This window comes from Tenacibaculum sp. MAR_2010_89 (assembly GCF_900105985.1).
GTDB lineage: Bacteria > Bacteroidota > Bacteroidia > Flavobacteriales > Flavobacteriaceae > Polaribacter > Polaribacter halocynthiae.
On record NZ_FNUB01000005.1, the window covers coordinates 707,207 to 724,426 of the forward strand.

Genomic DNA, 17,220 nt, shown 5'->3' on the forward strand with positions numbered 1-17,220 from the left:
GTTGGTTAGTTGCTTTTAGTGATATTATTTAGTTTATTATTGATTTTGACCTGTATTTAGAGTTTTATTACCTACGATGTATGTGCCTTTTTGTGTCATACCTTCTATAAAAAAAGATATACTAGTTTTAGCAGGGTTGTATATTTTAAAAGTTAAATTACCATTATCGTCTATTTTACAATTAGGAATCCAATCTATAACTCCATATTCTTTATAAAAGGTATCATGATAGGTTTTGTATTTAGGAACATAAAATTTTTTACTGCTAGAAAAAGTTAAAGGGAATTGAAACTTTCTAGTATTATCAATAGGTTTTCTCATTTTATGTGTTTTTAACGTGTAAATTTTTAAAACACCAGCTATTCCTCTAAAGCCTTCTCCTAAACCATTTGGATTGGCAATTATATAATCTACATAGCTCATATCATAATTGTATAAAAAAGAATAATCTGTTTGCATTATATCATCTATATATACAAGAGGACTAGCATTTTCGTTCCTAAATGACATAGAAGTAGATCCGTTTAAAATAAATTCTCCTGAAGTTTCATCTGCACTAAAACCAGGAACATATGCGTTTACATAATATGCTAATGACAAGTGAGCATCTCTAATATTGTCACTAATTAGGTAAGCATTTCCCCAATGTTTAGATAGAATACGGTTCATTCTTTTTCGTCTTATATTACCGCTAACTTCAACTTCTTCTAGATTTTGTTGATTGTTTAATTCAAAATTAGTAAAAGGTTCTGCTTTTGTTTCTGCAGAATACACTGAAAATTTTGGAGATAATGTAGAAGTAAAATAGTTATTGAATTTTGGTACCTTATTTGGGTAAAATTGAATGTACAAATTAGGTTTAATAAGTTTACCTTTTTTATTTAACACACTTACATCTAAAGTTTCATCATCTTGAGGGTATAAGCCTGCTTCTGTAAAACTTTTTTTACTTTTCGATAAATTTATAATACTAGCATTATTATTCATTAGTGGTGAAATGAAAAAAGTAGAATTGTTTAAGTTGTTTTTATTTACTTTTATAACAATACCATTTTCAAAAGGAAAACTATTAATAGGTTTACTATTAAAAATAGTACTCCATTTATAACTACTCCAACCTTGAGTAATTAATAAATTGTCTAAGTCATACTTCTTTTTTCGGTTAATATTGGTGAAATAGTAGTCTGCATTTTCTATATACCCTTTTACATAAGGTTGCAAGTGAGTGTATGAAATAATATTATGGTTTTTTTGATAAGAATTTGTTTCTTTTGGTAATACTGAAACACTTAAATGTATATTATTTTTAGGTTCATTTAATGATTTAGTAAAAGGAATGCTAATTTTTAAAGAATCACCAATTTTCGAAAAACTAGACTTCCCTAAGGATTCTATATTAATACCTTTGTAGTTAAAAAAAATACGCTCAAGTATAGGATTGTTATTAGTGTCAAAAAGAGTAAAAACATTTATCCCAGGAAGCAAATTTTTGTAATCAATTACTTTAACAAACCTTGTTTTTTTAAATTTAATAGTTCCCTCTTTTATAATATTACCATTATGTATTATTAATTTAAAAGGTTTGTTTTTTATATTCTTCAAAGTTTTTCTGTTCGTGTTTAGTTCTATCGCAACTTTTGAATTTGATTGATTAAGACGAATTGAAATTCCTTTGTTTTTAATACCGGTTATAGCGTATTTGTATTTTTTATTTAGGTGGTTGATTTTAACTGTATAACTTTTGTTAGTTTTTGGAGTAAATAAAAATTTGCCGATACCCAAAAAGTTAGTTTTAAATGTTGTTACTATTTGGTTGCTTGAATTGTAAAGACTTCCTTCAATATTAGGAACACCATATCCATTTTCATTTTTTATAGTTACGCCTACATTTGTTTTTACATCACTAACAAAATGACCACCTTCAGGTAATAGTTGTACATCTAATACATTAGATATTTTCTTTCTTTTTTCAAAAGCATTCTTTTCAGGATCTATAACATTAAAAGACTCAATATAAGCATTAGGCTCATCAAAATTTTTCATCCAATTTGTATAGGCTTTAAAAGTGTATTGTCCTGTTGTAAAAAGACTATCTATTTTAAAAGTATTGTATGCAACACCCTTATTGATATTAAGAAGTTGGCTTTTAATAATTTTATTATTCTTGTCAGTAATTACACAGTATAAGTTTTTGGTTGATTGTGATGCTTTTTTTTGTGTTTTATCTATTACGTAACTACTAAACCCTAATACTTCTCCTTTTATGTATGTTGATTTGTTAAGATGACAATAAGCAGTTTCTCGGTAGTTAGAAGTATATTCTTGAAAGTTCTTAATTATAGAGCTAGGTTTTTTTTGTTGTGCAGAAGAAAATGAAGTTATAAGAACACAATTAAAGAAAAGAAGTAATTTTAATAGAAGATTTGATGTTTTTTTAGATGGTAAGTGGTTGGTTTTCATTTGTTTTATTTGTTAGCAATTAGTTTTTTTAAATTATCAAAAACTATACCTAAAGTAGTGTTTTGTTATTTTTTTGTTAAAAAAAATAATGAGGTTTTACTTAAGTAATTGTATGTGTTTTTAATTTTTTAGATTTTAACTAAAAAAAGGAATGATGCAATTTTAATTGAGCAATTCAACAGTATTTTAAATTGATCTTTTTTGAAATGTCAAAATAGGAAGTAATATGTTTTATTAAAAAATGTAATCTTAAATTATTTAAGTAAAAAAGCGGTTGGTGGTTAAATAAAAACACCCCTTAACTTTATAGTAAAGGGGTGAACAGTATAAAAGCTGGTAATAATAGTTGGTTAGTTGCTTTTAGTGATGTTATTTAGTTTATTATTGATTTTGACCTGTATTTAAAGTTTTACTACCTACGATGTATGTACCTTTTTGTGTCATTCCTTCTATGAAAAAAGTGATACTAGTATTTGCAGGGTTGTGTATTTTAAAAGTTAAGTTTCCGTTTTGGTCTATTTTAGGGTTTGGAATCCAATCTATCACTCCATATTCATTATAAAAAGTATCATGGTAAGTTTTATATTTAGGAACATAGAATTTTTTACTACTAGAAAAAGTTAAAGGAAATTGAAACTTTCGTATATTTTGAGTTGATTTTTTTGGTTTTAATGTTTTTAAGGTATAAATTTTTATAACACCGTTAGCTCCTCTAACACCTTCTCCTAATCCATGACGATTAGCTATAATATAATCTATATGACTCATATTAAAGTGATATAAAAAATCATTGCTTGATTGAATCATACCGTCTAGCAATACAAGAGGAGGGGCACTACCATTAAAAGAAAGACTAGATCCTGAGCTTATAATAAATTCACCAAGGTATTCATTAGCTGAAAATCCTGGTATATATGCATTTATGTAATGTGCTAGTGTTAATCCTGAATCTCTGAAAAAATCGTTAACAATATAAACATCTCCCCAACTATTTTTTTCAATTTTGTCAATTCTTTTTTGTTCAATATTTCCTTTAATTGTAACTTCATCAAGGTTTTGTTGGTCGTTTAACTCAAACTTAGTAAATGGGATCGTATTCTCTTCTAGGGTAAATAAAGGTGATTTTGGCGATAATGTAGAAGTATAAAGGTTATCGAATTTTGGCACCTTATTTGGATAAAATTGGAGGTACAAATTAGGTTTAATAAGTTTACCTTTTTTATTAAGTACACTTACATCTATAGTTTCTTCATCCTGAGGGTACAAACCAATTTCAGAAAAACTTTTTTTGTCTTTGGGTAAGTTTATTAGCGTAGCATTATTGCTTTTCAGTGATGAAAGGAAAAAAGTTGAATTGTTTAAGTTGTTTTTATTTACTTTTACAACAATACCATTTTCAAAAGGAAAACTGTTAATAGGTTTACTATTAAAAATAGTACTCCATTCATAACTACTCCAACCTTGAGTAATTAATAAATTGTCTAAGTCATATTTCTTTTTTCTGTTAATTTTTGAGAAATAGTAACCTGCATTTTCTATATATCCTTTTAAATAAGGTTGCAAGTGTGTGTATGAAATTATATTATGATTTTTTTGATAAGAGTTTGTTTCTTTGGGTAGTACTGAAACACTTAAATGAATATTATTTTTAGTTTCATTTAATGATTTAGCAAAAGGAATACTAATTTTTAAAGAATCACCAACTTTTGAAAAACTAGATTTCCCTAAAGTTTCGATGTTAATACCGTTATAATTAAAAAAAACACGTTCTAATATAGGATTGTTATTAGTATCAAAAAGAGTAAAAACGTTTACACCAGGGAGTAAATTTTTGTAGTCAATAACTTTAACAAATTTTGTTTTTTTAAATTTAATAGTTCCCTCTTTTATAATGTTTCCATTATGTATTATTAATTTAAAAGGTTTATTTTTAATATTTTTCAAAGTTTTTCTATTCGTATTTAACTCTATTGCAACTTTTGAATTTGATTGATTAAGACGAATTGTAATTCCTTTGTTTTTAATACCAGCTATAGCGTACTTATGTTCTTTATTTAAATGATTGATTTTAACAGTATAACTTTTGTTAGTTTTAGGAACAAATAAAAATTTACCTATACCTAAAAAATTTGTTTTAAACGTTGTTATTATTTGATTGTTTGAATCGTATAGGCTACCTTCAATATCAGGAACACCATACCCATATTCATTTTTTATAGCTACACCTACATTTGTTTTTACATCTCTAACAAAATGACCACCTTCTGGTAATAATTGAACATCTAATACATTAGAAATTTTCTTTTTTTCTTCAAAAGTGGTTTTTTTAGGGTCTATTACATTAAAAGATTCAATATACGCATTGGGTTCATCAAAATTTTTCATCCAATTTGTATAGGCTTTAAAAGTGTATTGTCCTGTTGTAAAAAGACTATCTATTCTAAAGATGTTGTGAGCAACTCCCTTGTTAATTTTTAGAAGTTGACTTTTAATAATTTTATTATTCTTGTCAGTAATAACACAATATAAATTTTTGGTTGATTGTGATGCTTTTTTTTGTGTTTTATCTATTACGTAACTACTAAATCCTAACATTTCTCCTTTTATGTAAGTTGATTTGTTAAGATGGCAATAAGCAGTTTCTCGGTAGTTAGAAGTATATTCCTGAAAGTTCTTAATTATAGAACTAGGTTTTTTTTGTTGTGCAGAAGAGAACGAAGTTGTAAAAGCACAATTAAAGCAAAGAAGTAATTTTAATACAAGATTTAATGTTTTTTTTGAGGGTAAGTGATTAGTTTTCATGTGTTTTGTTTTTAGCAATTAGTGTTTAAAAATTATCAAAAACTATACCTAAAACAGTAATTTGTTATTTTTTTGTTAAAAAAAACAACTTTTCATTATAAATTGTGCATAACTAAAAACGCTCAATAGTAGATGACTATTGAGCGTTAAAAGAAAAATTGATGTCTTTTTTATAAGTTAAATTATATTGATAGTATGTTTTTTACATTAAGCAATAAACTCTCCATTGTTTACTTTTTCAGAAGGTTGAACAAATGCTAGTTTTCCATCAGGAGTATCGGTCATTAAAATCATGCCTTGACTTACAACACCACGTAATTTACGAGGAGCTAGATTACATAAAACAGAAACCTGTTGCCCAATTATATCTTCTGGTTTAAAGCTTTCAGCAATACCAGAAACAATTGTACGTGTATCTATACCTACATTAACAGTAAGCTTTAATAGTTTTTTTGTTTTAGCAACTTTTTCAGCTTCAACTATGGTTCCTACACGGATGTCCATTTTAGTAAAATCGTCAAACTCTATGGTGTCTTTTTGAGGCTCAATTACTTTGTTGGCTGCTTCGTTTGCTTTTTTGGTAGCTTCTAATTTGTCTAATTGAGCTTGAATAGTTTTATCTTCTATTTTTGAAAATAACAATTCAGCTTTGTTAATTTGATGTTCAGAATTTAATAACACATCTTTTTCAGCAACACTAGCCCAAGTAAGTGAGTTGTCTAAATTTAATATTGATTTTAGTTTTGTAGAAGTAAAAGGTAAAAAAGGTTCAGATAATACTGCTAAACCAGAAGCTATTTGTAAAGCTACATACATAATAGTTTTTACACGTTCTTCATCTTGTTTAATTACCTTCCAAGGTTCTTCATCAGCTAAATACTTATTACCTAAACGTGCTAAATTCATTAGCTCTTGAGATGCTTCTCTAAAACGGTAACGCTCTACAGATTTGGCAATAATATTTGGAAACTCTTTTAATTGAGCTAAAGTATCCTCATCTATTTCGCTAAAATCATTAGGAGTTGGAATAATACCATTATAATATTTGTTTGTTAAAACAACTACACGATTAATGAAGTTTCCAAAAATAGCAACTAATTCATTGTTGTTTTTTGCTTGAAAATCTTTCCAAGTAAAATCATTATCTTTACTTTCAGGAGCATTGGCTGTTAACGTATAACGTAATACATCTTGTTGATTAGGAAAATCTTCTAAATACTCATGTAGCCAAACTGCCCAGTTTTTAGAAGTAGACAACTTATTTCCTTCTAGGTTTAAAAACTCATTAGCAGGAACATTTTCTGGTAAAATATAGTCTCCATGTGCTTTTAACATTGCAGGGAAAATAATACAGTGAAACACAATATTATCTTTACCAATGAAGTGTACTAATTTAGTGTCGTCTTTTTTCCAATAGTCTTCCCAGTTTTTACCTTCACGTTCAGCCCATTCTTTTGTAGCAGAAATATAACCAATAGGAGCATCAAACCATACATATAAAACTTTACCATCGGCACCTTCCACAGGTACAGGAATTCCCCAATCTAAATCACGTGTTACTGCTCTAGGACGTAAACCATCATCAATCCATGATTTTACTTGTCCTAAAACATTAGGTTTCCAATCATTTTTATGACCTTCTAAAATCCATTCTTTTAAAAAAGCTTCATGTTTATCTAAAGGTAAAAACCAATGTTTAGTTTCTTTTAAAGTAGGAACGTTTCCTGTAATAGCTGATTTAGGATTAATTAAATCTGTAGCATTATGGCTAGTTCCACATTTTTCACATTGATCTCCATAACTTTCTTCATTTCCACATTTCGGACAAGTACCAATTACAAATCTATCCGCTAAATATTGATTTGCTTCTTCATCATATAATTGTTCTGTTACTTCTTCAATAAACTCACCATCATTATACATTTTTGTAAAAAAATCAGAAGCTGTTTTATGATGTATTTCTGAAGATGTTCTTGAGTAGTTGTCAAAAGTAATTCCAAAATCAACAAAAGACTTTTTTATAATCCCATGATATTTATCAATGATGTCTTGTGGAGAAACGCCTTCTTTTTTAGCACGCATAGGTATGGCAACTCCATGCTCATCAGAACCACAAATGTAGGCTACATCTTTACCTTTAGCTCGTAAAAAGCGAGCATAAATATCTCCAGGAACATATACGCCTGCTAAATGACCAATATGAATTGGTCCGTTTGTATAAGGTAATGCTGCTGTGATTGTATATCTTTTTGGTGTATTCATGAATTTTATGCTAAAAATTAAAGCGCAAAAGTACAAAAAAGCAATTTTTAAAACTGATAGAAATTAGATACATTTACGTATATATTTTATCTGTAGCATTAATATGAATAACATTCTGGTTAGAAAAGTAAAAGAAACAGAAATTGATTGGGTTAATTCTAAATATAAAGAGATTAACTTTAAGTTATCTGATTATAAAAATGAGCTTATAGTTATTGTTGAGGTTAATGGCGAAAAAGCTGGTTTAGGAAGATTAGTGTATATAGATGAAAATAATTTAGAACTTGGCGGAATATATGTGTTTGATAAGTATAGAGGCATAGGAGTGGCAGATAAAATAGTGAGTTTTTTATGTGAAGCTAACACTGATAAAAAATCTGTTATTTGGTGTTTGCCTTTTGAGAAACTAAAAGGTTTTTATAATAAGTTTGGGTTTACAACAAATCTTAGTTTACCTCCCAAAGAGATTTTAAAAAAATTAGAATGGTGTAATTCACCAGAAAATTATAGTGAAAAGGTTCTTTTACTATCTAAAATAATATAAAATGAGAAAGAAATATTATGCTATTGCGTTATTTTTTATTTTTTCAATAGTTAATGCTCAAAATATTCCAATGAAATTAATTACACCCTCTTACTTAAAAAAAGGAGATACTATTGCAATTGTAGCTCCAGCTGGAATTTTAAAAAATAGAAAGCATGTTATTGATAAAGCAAAAGAATTAGCTGAAAGTTGGGGCTTGAAAGTTATGTATGGTAAAAACATGTTTCATCAGAATAACCATTTTGCGGGCACAGATGATGAACGTTGCCAAGATTTTCAAAATGCACTTGATAATCCTAATATAAAAGCTATTTGGTGTGCACGTGGGGGTATGGTTCGGTAAGAATTCTTGATAAATTAGATTTTTCAAAGTTTAAAAGGAATCCTAAATGGGTAATAGGATATTCTGATATTACTGCGTTTCATAATCATATTCATAATTTAGGAATAGAAACATTGCATGCAATGATGGGAACTAGTATGCAAGATACACCTGAAAAAATAGCACATACTATAACCACTTTTAAGAAAGCATTATTTGGAGAAAAGTTGGAGTATAGTGTTTCTTCATCTAAAAAAAATAGAAGAGGTAATGTTGAAGGTGAATTAGTAGGTGGAAATATTGCTATTCTAGCTTCAATGTTGGGGTCAGACAGTCAAATTTCTACTGAAGGTAAAATTTTGTTTATTGAAGAAATAGGAGAATATAAATATTCAATTGATCGGATGTTGCAAAGTTTAAAAAGAGCTAATTATTTTACGAAGGTAAAAGGAGTCATAGTTGGTGGAATGACGAAAGTAAAGAAGAATAGTACTCCTTGGGGCAATTCAATTGAACAGTTAATATTAGAGGTGCTACCTAAAGATATACCAGTTATGTTTAATTTTCCAGCGGGTCACGAACCTGATAATAGAGCTTTAATTTTTGGTAGAAACGTTCAATTATCTATTGATACTAAAAAGGCTTTAGTTATTTTTAAATAATGGCAGCACATAACGAATTAGGAAAAAAAGGAGAGGAGTTAGCTGAAGATTTCCTAAAAAACAAAGGCTATACCATACTAGAAAAGAATTACCGTTACCAAAAAGCTGAAGTAGATATAATTGCTAAAAAAGATAAAGTATTATCTGTTGTAGAGGTGAAAACCCGTTCAACAGATTATTATGGAAATCCACAAGACTTTGTAAATCCTAAAAAAATTAAATTATTGGTAGCAGCAATTAATAACTATGTGGTTGAAAAGGATATTGATATAGAGGTGCAATTTGATATTATTGCTATTCTAAAGAAGAATGATAAAATAGTTGTTGATCATATTGAAGATGCCTTTTTATATTTTTAAAAATAGAAAAGCCAATATCGTAATAATATTGGCTTTTGTAAAATATGTATTGTTCAGTTATAAACTTTTAAAGTATTTGTGAACGTCTTCAACAGTGTTAGGGATTGCAATAATTTTTTTATTGCTATCTAAAACGAAGTAAGTAGGTGTTGCATCAATTTTATATGCTCTTACAGTTTCATTGTCAAATTTGTTATCAGGGTGAGTTCCATAAACATTATGCCACCCATCTAATTGTTTTTTGAATTCATTAAATTTAGTGTCGTCACTTTCAATTCCAAATCCAATTACAGACGTATTACTAAACTGTTTCATGAAATTATGAACATCAGGAATTTCCTTAACACAGTGAGGACAAGCAGTACTCCAGAAAATTAATAAATAAGTTTGCCCATCATTTAATGTAGATAATTTGTAGTCTGTTCCGTTTTCCTTCCATGAAAAATCAGGAGCAACTCGTCCAACAGAAACACTTAACTGACCTAGTTTTTTTGCTTTAAAGCTTTGGTCACTATTATCTAGTTTGTCATAGAATTCGGTAAATAACCAGTCTACTACTTCTGAATTTCTTTTATCGGTAAAAGAAGTAACTAAAAACTCAATAGCTTCCTTTTTAAAACTTTTACTTGATAGTGCATCATCCAAAACTTTAGTAATAGATTCTTTATATAATTTTTGTTGAGTAACTTGATCTTCAGAGTAGTTTAAGTAAAAAACAAAATCATTAATTCTATCAATTAAAAAAGAAGATTGGTAAAGAGGTTTACTTTCAAAATCAACATATTTGAAAAAATTGTCAACTTTTGAAGCTACATATTTTTCCATATTATCTATAGGACTAGAAGAATTATATTGAGCTGAGGCTTTTATAAAGTGATGCGAAAGCATTCCTTCAGATTTGTTTTCGTTAGCTTCTTGCAAGTCTTCTAATTTTTCTACTGCTTTCTTATAAGCCTTTTTTACATCCCTAACAGGGTTTTGTATATAATTAACTTGATAGGAGTTGATTTCTTTTTGTGCATTTGCAGATTGTTCAAGGTACTTACTAAATACTTTGTTTTCTCTAGAACTAGTGAAAGTAATAGATTGTTCAGGATATTTAGGGTTAAAAATAAATTCAACATTTTCTTTATTGAATATAAAGTCAACAAAACCTGATCCACTGTTTCTATAAGTAGCACGGTATACACCTGTTTGAGCAGTTTCTGGTAATTCAAAAGAAAATCTACCTATTACTTGTTTGTCAGCACCTACTTTAATAGTATCAAACTTAATAGTAGTGTGTGATATAAATTTAGGTTTTATTCCTTGTAATCTATGTAGCATAACCCAGTCACTTTTTTCTGGCGGAGTCATTGTACCTTTAATAGAGTATTGTGCATTAACTATTGAACTAGTCATTAATACTATTAGTAGGCTTAGTAATTGTTTCATCATAATGTTTTGATAAAGTTATTATTAAGGGTTTAAAACGAGTTGTTTGTTATTGTCTTTTCAAGAAGCGTACCAAAGTTTTTTATTAACTTCTTAATTACAAATAAACAAGACTATTACTCAGTAAATATATAACAGTTTATTTGAAAAACAAGAGATTTGTTATTTTAACAATAAAACAAATTAAAAAAGAAGTTAAAAACTGTTTAGTTAATAAAACCTAGGCCAATAAAATAATTAACAATGGCTTCTTTTATAAGAACCGACTGTTCACCAGGCTTTAAATTTGGCAATTCAGTTAGTGTTTTATAATGTGGCCAACCATCATTATCAAAATAATCAAACTCATAATACCCATAAGGTTCTAAAAGTTTACATATAGCAATATGCATAAGATTTATCTTTTCATCTTTTTTAAATGTTTGGTGTCCTTTACCTAATTCTTGAACTCCTATTAAATAAATGATACTATCAACATCTAAAGTATCACCGTCAGCAAATTGTTTTGATAACTTATCAGTTAATAAATTCCAATTCTCTTTTAAGTCTGTTTTTTTATCCATGTTTTAAAAAAAAGCAAAGATACAAACGAGTTGTTTATATTTGTCGTAAACTTTTATAAACCTAACAAAGTAGAATTGTTTTGGTTGAAGAATAAATACAAGATTAAACTCATGAATACATTTGATATAATTATTGCTGCACTATTATTGTTTGGTTTTGTAAGAGGTTTGATGAAAGGACTTTTTGTAGAAGTGGCTTCTTTAGTTGCATTAATTGCAGGTGTTTATGGTGCTATACACTTTTCATACTTTGCAGGTGACTGGCTTAAAGATAGTGTTGATTGGGATGAGAAATATGTTTCATTAGCTGCTTTTGCAGTTACTTTTGTGGCTATCATTGTTGTGGTAGCGTTAATGGGCAAAGTTTTAACGAAAATAGCCGATTTTGCAGCTTTAGGTATATTGAATAAAATTTTAGGAGGCGTGTTTGGAGCTTTAAAAATTGGCTTGATATTAAGCGTTTTATTTATTTTCTTTGGTAAAATGAATGACACAATACCTTTTGTAAGTCAAGAAAATTTAGAAGAATCTATATTGTATAAACCAGTTAAAAAAATAGCTCCGACCATATTCCCGTCCATCATAAAAGATGATGGTTTAGTAGAAGAAAAAAAAGAAGAGACCGTTTAAACGGTCTCTTCTTTTTTAAAATATTTTACATTGGGATTACAATAGCACCAGAAAATTTTTCTCTAATTTTATTTAGAGCCCTATCAGCATCTAGCCTAGTTTTATAATAGCCAACTTGAATTTTCCATTCAGGCGCTTTGTATCCTAAGTGTGTAGTAACTCCTGGATATTCAACTTGAAATCTATATTTAATTCGTTTAGCATTCTTTTCAAGACCATTGTACAATTGAATTCTATAACCAGTTTTATTTGACTTGTTATACTCTCTCTTTTTTTCTATTAATTTTTTTATTGCTTCTTCATTTTTATAGTCTGACTGAGCGTTTATGGTAAAAATGCTACCAATTAATAAAAATAAGAAAAGTATAAATGATTGTTTATTTTTCATGAGATATTAAACTTTTTACAAAAGTAACGACTTGTTAAATAATAGATTGTTTAAAAACTTTATTTAGAATTAGTATAAATTATGAATTAGGAAACTCTTAACATTTCACAATTTAGAGATAAGTAGTACTTTTGTGCAACTTTCTGTAACCTGTTTTTATAATTAGGGTATAGAAAAAATTGTACCAAAATAGATACAAAACTTATATTTTATAGTATGAAAAGTGTGAAACATCACAGTAAATTGACTCAAACGCTCTTACAGAGTTTAGCTTTCTTTTTAATCTTTTTAGTAAGTTTTTCGACCTATTCACAAGATGTTGATGAGGCTCGTCAAAAGGAAGGGAAAAAATTATTCAAATCTCTTTGTGCTTCTTGTCATAAGTTGGATAAAAAGCTTATCGGACCAGGATTAGGTGGTGTTGAAGAAAGAAGAGAAAATGATTGGTTAAAGGCATGGATTAAAGACAATGCGGCTTTAAGAGCATCTGGAGATAAAGATGCAATTGCGATTTTTGAAGAGTATAAGGGGTCTAACATGACCGCTTTTCCTCAGTTAACAGATAAGAATATTGATGATATTCTTTATTATACTACTGTTGGTGAGCTTAAGCCTGTTGGAGGTCCAGAAACAGGGGATGATAACGGAGGTAAAAAGGGGGGTGCTCCAAAATGGATATTGTACATTTTAGCTGCTGCTATTATTGTTGCCTTCTTGATTATAGGAAGTTTACTAAAAACAATTAGCGAGTTAAAAGGTGCTCCAAAAACACCAGGTTTATTAGGTCAAGCTGCTGAGCTTTGGGAAGGAATAAAGAAGAATACATTTTTACATGTCTTATTTGTGATCTTTGGAGTGTTAATGACAGCATATGTTTTATTTGGAACATTGTTTAAAGTTGGTGTGGATCAAGGATATCAACCAGTACAACCAATTGCGTTTTCACATAAAGTTCATGCAGGAGATAATAAGATTGATTGTCAATACTGTCACTCTTCGGCAAAACATAGTAAGCATTCAGGAATTCCATCTGTTAATGTTTGTATGAATTGTCATAAAAATATTTCTGAGGTTGCAGATGGTTTACAAGTTGAGCATAATGACGAAACGTTAGTTAAGGCTGACTTAGATAAAGAGATAGCTAAGATATATGACGCAGCAGGTTGGGATGCTGATAAATTAGAATATACAGGTAAAACGAAACCAGTAAAATGGATTAGAGTACATAATTTACCAGATTTCGCATATTTCAATCACTCACAGCACGTAACTGTTGGAGGTGTAAAATGTCAAAAATGTCATGGGCCTGTTGAGGAAATGGATGAAGTTAAGCAACATTCTCCATTAACAATGGGTTGGTGTATTGATTGTCATAAAGAGACAAAAGTTGACTTGAAAGGTAACGAGTACTATGCTAAAATTCATAAAGAATTAGCTAAGAAGTATGGAGTTGAGCAAGTAACTATTGCACAGTTAGGTGGAAAAGAGTGTGGTAAGTGCCACTATTAATCAATTAGAAAGTAGAAAAACACGTATATAAATGGCTTCAAACAAAAAATACTGGCAAAGTGTTGAAGAACTAAAAGATAGTTCTGTTGTTGAAACGCTACGTAATAATGAGTTTGTACAAGATATTCCTACAGATGAGTTTTTAGGTGATAAAGAAACATTAGAAACTTCATCAACTTCACGTAGAGATTTCTTGAAATATGTTGGATTTACAACTGCTGCTGCATCATTAGCTGCATGTGAAGGTCCAGTAAGAAAATCAATCCCTTATGTAGTACAACCAAATGATATTGTAGTAGGTGTAGCAGATTGGTACGCAACTACAATTGCTGATGGTTTTGATTTTGCAAACGTACTAGTAAAAACACGCGAAGGTCGTCCAATCCAAATTATGCCTAATAAAGAGGCGGGTGGGGTAACTAATGCACGTACACAGGCATCTGTGTTATCATTATATGATGATAAATTACGTTTAAAAGAACCTAAAAAAGGAAAAGCTCAAATATCTTGGGCTGATGCTGATAAAGAAATTATAGCAAAATTAGCTCAATTAAAAAACGCTAACGAACCTGTAGTTTTACTAACTGGAACATTAGCAAGTCCTTCTACTGAAAAAGTGATTGCTGATTTTATTACTGCTTATCCAAATGTAAAGCATGTAATTTATGATGCGGTATCTGAAAGTGCTACTGCTGATGCTTTTCAAGCGATGTATGGTAAGCGTGCTTTACCAAATTACGATTTTAGTAAAGCAGGAGTTATTGTGTCTATCGGTGCAGATTTCTTAGGAGATTGGCAAGGTGGATATGAAAAGTCATATGCAGAAGGTCGTAGAGCAGAAACAGGAAACATGTCATACCATGTTCAAATAGAAAGTAACATGTCTTTAGCTGGTGCAAATGCCGACAGAAGAATTGTTGCTAAGCCATCTGATCAGGTATATGCATTAATCAATTTATACAATGCTGTAGTTGGAGGTAGTCTTCCTTCAAAAGCAACTCCATTTGATGCTAAAATTAAAAGTTTAGCAACAGATCTTAAAAAGGCAGGGTCAAAAGGAGTAGTAGTTACAGGAATAAATGACAAAAATGCTCAATTAATTGCTTTAGCAATTAACAAAGCATTAAATAGTGAAGTAATCGATACGAAAGGAGTTAATTTAACTCGTCAAGGTAACGATGCTCAAATTACTCAATTAGTAGCTGATGTAAAATCAGGTAAAGTAAAAGGTTTAGTTACTTATAATGTAAACCCAGTTTATACTTTAGCGAATGCTACTGATTTAGTAAACGGATTAAAGAACTTGAAATTATCTGTTGCAATTTCTACTCAGAATGATGCAACAGCTAATGCTACAGAATATACATTGCCAGCACCTCACAATTTAGAAAGTTGGGGAGATGTTATGGCAAATGCTGGTACTTATAGTTTAATGCAACCTACTATACAACCATTATTTAATACACGTCAATTACAAGATGTTTTATTAAAGTGGTCAGGGAGTACTAAAAACTATTATGATACTTTAAAAGAATTTTGGAGTGCAAATGTTTTAGGTGAAAAATCTTGGAACCAAGCATTACATGATGGATTCTTTAAAGGAGAAACGGTTATAGCTGAAGAGGCAACTACAACTGAAGCTACAGAGACAGAAACAGTTGTTGATATCAATGTTGCAGGTTCTCAATTAGCAGGTTCTGTTAAATCTTCAGGATTTGAATTAAACCTATATACATCAACTGCCTTAGGAGATGGTAAACAAGCCAACAATCCTTGGTTACAAGAATTACCAGATCCAATAACACGTGCGTCTTGGGATAACTACTTAACTGTTTCTATGGCTGATGCTAAAGAATTAGGTTTTGATAACCCTGTTAAAGATAACGGAGCTATTGATGGTAATTACGCTAATGTAACTGTTAATGGAGTAAGTATTAAAAATATTCCAGTAATGATTCAACCAGGTCAAGCAAAAGGATCTGTTGGATTAGCATTAGGTTATGGTAGAGTTGAAGGATTAAAAGAAGAAATGCAAGTTGGTATAAATGCATATCCTTTCTATAAAAATGGAAACAATGTACAATACAATGTTACTATTGAAAAAGGAGCAGGATGGCATAAGTTTGCTTGTACACAAGTTCAAAGTACTTTAGCTGGACGTCATGATATTTTAAGAGAAGCTTCTATTAAGGAAGTAAATGAAGCTTCTTCCGATCCAAATAGTCCAAAATATTTTAAAAAGACTTGGAATAAACCATTTATGGTTTCTTATGATCACCAAGAAAAAGAAGGTAGTACAATTGATTTATGGGATGAGCATGATAGAAGTATCGGTCATCATTTCAATTTGTCTATTGACTTAACATCTTGTACAGGTTGTGGAGCATGTGTTGTAGCTTGTCACGCTGAAAACAATGTGCCAGTAGTTGGTAAAGATGAAGTACGTGTTGGTAGAGATATGCATTGGTTACGTATTGATCGTTACTATTCTTCAAGAGTGCAAGGTGATATGACTTTAGATGAGTTTAAAGCTGCATATAAAGTTAAATTAACTGAAAAATACAAAGCTAATTATCCTGACTTACCAGCAACGGAAATTCAAGGAAAGGTTAATAAAGAGTTTGGTAAAATTGCCAATCAAGAGCTTGAAAGAAAGTATACAGAAGATGTTTTAGGATTAAGTAAAGGTGATTTATTTGATGCATTAGAAAATCCTGCTGAAAACCCTCAGGTTACTTTCCAACCAATGATGTGTCAGCACTGTAATCACGCACCATGTGAAACAGTATGTCCAGTAGCAGCAACTTCTCATGGTCGTCAAGGTCAAAATCAAATGGCTTATAACAGATGTGTTGGTACAAGATATTGTGCAAACAACTGTCCATATAGAGTTCGTCGTTTCAACTGGTTTAACTATGCTGAAAACAATGAGTTTGACTTCAATATGAATAATGAGTACGGTAAGATGGTGTTAAACCCAGACGTGGTTGTTCGTTCTCGTGGAGTTATGGAGAAATGTTCTATGTGTATTCAAATGACACAAGCAACTATTTTAAAGGCTAAAAAAGAAGGAAGAGCAGTTAAGAAGGATGAGTTCGAAGTGGCTTGTGCTCAAGCATGTTCAACTGGATCAATGGTATTTGGTGATGTTAATAATTCAGAAGATACTGTAGCGCATTTAAAAGAAGATAAAAGAGCTTTCCATGTGTTAGATTATATTGGTACAAAACCAAATGTAGTGTATCAAGTGAAAGTAAGAAATACAAACGAAGCTTAATAATAAAA

12 protein-coding genes and 1 pseudogene are annotated in these 17,220 nt (G+C 29.8%); 7 read left to right on the forward strand and 6 right to left on the reverse strand.

From position 1 onward, the window contains the following. Positions 1 to 36 precede the first annotated feature (36 nt). The 3 genes from BLV71_RS06845 to metG all read right to left on the reverse strand — a co-directional run bounded on the left by BLV71_RS06845 (position 37) and on the right by metG (position 7,524). Positions 37 to 2,460, reverse strand: a complete 2,424-nt coding sequence (locus tag BLV71_RS06845; RefSeq protein ID WP_093869824.1) for a hypothetical protein — start codon at positions 2,458 to 2,460, stop codon at positions 37 to 39. A gap of 381 nt (positions 2,461 to 2,841) precedes the next feature. Further along, positions 2,842 to 5,262 carry a hypothetical protein gene (locus BLV71_RS06850; RefSeq protein ID WP_093869825.1) on the reverse strand — a complete coding sequence of 807 codons (2,421 nt, stop codon included), beginning with the start codon at positions 5,260 to 5,262 and terminating at the stop codon, positions 2,842 to 2,844. A 207-nt stretch (positions 5,263 to 5,469) separates the two neighbouring features. Continuing rightward, entirely contained in the window at positions 5,470 to 7,524 is a 2,055-nt protein-coding gene (gene metG / locus BLV71_RS06855; protein ID WP_093869826.1) for a methionine--tRNA ligase, read from the reverse strand. Between the two features lie 103 nt (positions 7,525 to 7,627). Here metG and BLV71_RS06860 point away from each other — a divergent pair, with 103 nt between their 5' ends. The 4 genes and pseudogenes from BLV71_RS06860 (at position 7,628) to BLV71_RS06870 (ending at position 9,411) form a co-directional block, all read left to right on the forward strand. After that, positions 7,628 to 8,068 (forward strand): GNAT family N-acetyltransferase, encoded by a 441-nt coding sequence (locus BLV71_RS06860; RefSeq protein ID WP_093869827.1) that lies wholly within the window; start codon positions 7,628 to 7,630, stop codon positions 8,066 to 8,068. Between the two features lie 70 nt (positions 8,069 to 8,138). Beyond that, positions 8,139 to 8,473, forward strand: a pseudogene (locus tag BLV71_RS19010) (LD-carboxypeptidase); the annotation flags it as partial. Positions 8,474 to 8,707: 234 nt separating this feature from the next. Continuing rightward, positions 8,708 to 9,052 carry a hypothetical protein gene (locus BLV71_RS19015; protein ID WP_369813935.1) on the forward strand — a complete coding sequence of 115 codons (345 nt, stop codon included), beginning with the start codon at positions 8,708 to 8,710 and terminating at the stop codon, positions 9,050 to 9,052. Then, positions 9,052 to 9,411: a YraN family protein gene (locus tag BLV71_RS06870; RefSeq protein ID WP_093869828.1), complete on the forward strand. Its 360-nt coding sequence runs from the start codon at positions 9,052 to 9,054 to the stop codon at positions 9,409 to 9,411. Before BLV71_RS19015 ends, BLV71_RS06870 begins: the two co-directional genes overlap by 1 nt. 57 nt (positions 9,412 to 9,468) lie before the next feature. Here BLV71_RS06870 and BLV71_RS06875 read toward each other — a convergent pair whose 3' ends face one another. Together BLV71_RS06875 and BLV71_RS06880 are read right to left on the reverse strand one after the other, a co-directional pair. Continuing rightward, entirely contained in the window at positions 9,469 to 10,848 is a 1,380-nt protein-coding gene (locus BLV71_RS06875; protein ID WP_093869829.1) for a TlpA family protein disulfide reductase, read from the reverse strand. A 203-nt stretch (positions 10,849 to 11,051) separates the two neighbouring features. Then, positions 11,052 to 11,408 carry a hypothetical protein gene (locus BLV71_RS06880; protein WP_093869830.1) on the reverse strand — a complete coding sequence of 119 codons (357 nt, stop codon included), beginning with the start codon at positions 11,406 to 11,408 and terminating at the stop codon, positions 11,052 to 11,054. 111 nt (positions 11,409 to 11,519) lie between these two features. Here BLV71_RS06880 and BLV71_RS06885 point away from each other — a divergent pair, with 111 nt between their 5' ends. Further along, a complete protein-coding gene (locus tag BLV71_RS06885) occupies positions 11,520 to 12,038 on the forward strand; it encodes a CvpA family protein (RefSeq protein WP_093869831.1) in 519 nt (172 codons plus the stop codon). A 25-nt stretch (positions 12,039 to 12,063) separates the two neighbouring features. Here BLV71_RS06885 and BLV71_RS06890 read toward each other — a convergent pair whose 3' ends face one another. Then, positions 12,064 to 12,426: an SPOR domain-containing protein gene (locus BLV71_RS06890; RefSeq protein ID WP_093869832.1), complete on the reverse strand. Its 363-nt coding sequence runs from the start codon at positions 12,424 to 12,426 to the stop codon at positions 12,064 to 12,066. 216 nt (positions 12,427 to 12,642) lie between these two features. On the opposite strand from BLV71_RS06890, the gene BLV71_RS06895 reads away from it, so the two are divergent. Further along, positions 12,643 to 13,935 carry a c-type cytochrome gene (locus tag BLV71_RS06895; RefSeq protein WP_093869833.1) on the forward strand — a complete coding sequence of 431 codons (1,293 nt, stop codon included), beginning with the start codon at positions 12,643 to 12,645 and terminating at the stop codon, positions 13,933 to 13,935. A gap of 31 nt (positions 13,936 to 13,966) precedes the next feature. Next, positions 13,967 to 17,212, forward strand: a complete 3,246-nt coding sequence (locus tag BLV71_RS06900; RefSeq protein WP_093869834.1) for a TAT-variant-translocated molybdopterin oxidoreductase — start codon at positions 13,967 to 13,969, stop codon at positions 17,210 to 17,212. Positions 17,213 to 17,220: the final 8 nt, after the last annotated feature.

Bases quoted from the DNA above. Each gene is read 5' to 3' on its own strand.
- BLV71_RS06845 (WP_093869824.1), bottom strand. From the start codon at position 2,460: ATGAAAACCAACCACTTACCATCTAAAAAAACATCAAATCTTCTATTA.
- BLV71_RS06850 (WP_093869825.1), bottom strand. From the start codon at position 5,262: ATGAAAACTAATCACTTACCCTCAAAAAAAACATTAAATCTTGTATTA.
- metG (WP_093869826.1), bottom strand. From the start codon at position 7,524: ATGAATACACCAAAAAGATATACAATCACAGCAGCATTACCTTATACA.
- BLV71_RS06860 (WP_093869827.1), top strand. From the start codon at position 7,628: ATGAATAACATTCTGGTTAGAAAAGTAAAAGAAACAGAAATTGATTGG.
- BLV71_RS19015 (WP_369813935.1), top strand. From the start codon at position 8,708: ATGTTGGGGTCAGACAGTCAAATTTCTACTGAAGGTAAAATTTTGTTT.
- BLV71_RS06870 (WP_093869828.1), top strand. From the start codon at position 9,052: ATGGCAGCACATAACGAATTAGGAAAAAAAGGAGAGGAGTTAGCTGAA.
- BLV71_RS06875 (WP_093869829.1), bottom strand. From the start codon at position 10,848: ATGATGAAACAATTACTAAGCCTACTAATAGTATTAATGACTAGTTCA.
- BLV71_RS06880 (WP_093869830.1), bottom strand. From the start codon at position 11,408: ATGGATAAAAAAACAGACTTAAAAGAGAATTGGAATTTATTAACTGAT.
- BLV71_RS06885 (WP_093869831.1), top strand. From the start codon at position 11,520: ATGAATACATTTGATATAATTATTGCTGCACTATTATTGTTTGGTTTT.
- BLV71_RS06890 (WP_093869832.1), bottom strand. From the start codon at position 12,426: ATGAAAAATAAACAATCATTTATACTTTTCTTATTTTTATTAATTGGT.
- BLV71_RS06895 (WP_093869833.1), top strand. From the start codon at position 12,643: ATGAAAAGTGTGAAACATCACAGTAAATTGACTCAAACGCTCTTACAG.
- BLV71_RS06900 (WP_093869834.1), top strand. From the start codon at position 13,967: ATGGCTTCAAACAAAAAATACTGGCAAAGTGTTGAAGAACTAAAAGAT.